The following is a 1348-nucleotide window of genomic DNA, read 5'->3' as shown; positions in this document are numbered from 1 at the left end:
GGCCTGTACAGCACCCTCGGGTGGAAACTCGGCAGTGACGAGATCAAGGTCATCAACTATCGCTGGGCGATCATCGGTCTGAGCGTCTACACCGCCGCCTTCGTCTGCGAATCGCTGCGTTCGGGCATCAATACCGTCGCGCTCGGCCAGTCCGAAGCGGGCCGGTCGCTGGGCTTCGGATTCGCCCAGAACCTGCGATTGATCGTGCTGCCCCAAGCCTTCCGGGCCGTCATCGCGCCCCTGGGCAGTGTGCTGATCGCGCTGACCAAGAATTCGACGGTCGCCTCCGTCATCGGCGTCGCCGAAGCCGCGTACCTGATGGGCGCGATGATCGAGAACGAAGCCGCCATTCTCACCATCGGTGCGATCTTCGCGCTCGGCTTCGTCGTCCTCACCCTGCCGACCGGGCTGTTGTTCGGCTGGCTGGCCAAGCGATACGAGGTGGCACGATGAGCGGCGCTTCGGTTCTGTTCGACGCTCCGGGGCCCCGCGCGCGGCTGCGTCACAACCTGTACTCGGTTCTGGTCGTCGTCGTGCTGGTCGGCGCGGGCTGGTGGCTCTACGACGCGTTCGCCGACAAGGGCCAGTTCACCGCGGCCAAGTGGAAGCCGTTCCTCGAGTCCGAGATCTGGGAAACCTATCTCCTGCCCGGTCTGGAAGGCACCCTCACCGCCGCCGTGATCTCGATCATCGGCTCGGTGTTCTTCGGCATGATCTTCGGGATCCTGCGCCTGTCCGACCACGCGTGGGTGCGCTGGGTCGCGGGCACGATCGTCGAGTTCGCCAGGGCGATCCCGGTGCTGATCCTGATGATCTTCCTGTTCGCGGTGTTCGGCGACTACGACCTGTTCCCGTCCGATCAGCTCGCGCTGGCCGCGGTGGTCATCGCGCTGATCATCTACAACTCCGCGGTCATCGCCGAGATCGTGCGCGCGGGCATCAAGTCCCTGCCCAAGGGACAGACCGAAGCCGCCGTGGCGCTGGGGCTGCGCAAGAACCAGCTCATGCGGCTGATCCTGCTGCCGCAGGCCATCACGGCCATGCTGCCCGCACTGGTCTCGCAGATGGTCGTTGTCCTCAAGGACACCGCGCTGGGCTACCAGATCACCTATGTGGAGCTGGTGCGGTCGGGTCAGCAAGAAGGCGCGTCGTTGCAGAACACGATCCCCGCACTGATCGTCATCGCGCTGATCATGATCTCGCTCAACATGGCGCTGAGCTTCCTGGCCACCACACTGGAAAAGCGGTTGCGGTCGCGGAAGAAGAGCGGTGGCGCGGTGCTGGCCGCCGACTCGATCCTCGCCGACGCCGCGCCCGGCGTGGACATCACCAAGAAGTAGTCCCACCC

At 65.1% G+C, this 1348-nt stretch carries 2 protein-coding genes; both read left to right on the top strand.

Going from position 1 to position 1348, the window contains the following annotated elements:
* Window positions 1-453, top strand: a 453-nt coding sequence (locus ACFWF3_RS36050) for an ABC transporter permease subunit (protein WP_379318649.1), incomplete at its 5' end; no start/stop codon positions are given.
* Window positions 450-1340 carry an amino acid ABC transporter permease gene (locus ACFWF3_RS36045; RefSeq protein WP_378988536.1) on the top strand — a complete coding sequence of 297 codons (891 nt, stop codon included), beginning with the start codon at window positions 450-452 and terminating at the stop codon, window positions 1338-1340. The genes ACFWF3_RS36050 and ACFWF3_RS36045, both read left to right, overlap by 4 nt.
* Window positions 1341-1348 lie beyond the last annotated feature (8 nt).

Origin of the sequence: Nocardia sp. NPDC060220 (assembly GCF_042727815.1) — a bacterium.
Classification (GTDB): Bacteria; Actinomycetota; Actinomycetes; order Mycobacteriales; family Mycobacteriaceae; genus Nocardia.
The sequence above is the reverse complement of the archived record's forward strand: the minus strand, read 5'-3'. Positions and strand labels throughout refer to the sequence as shown.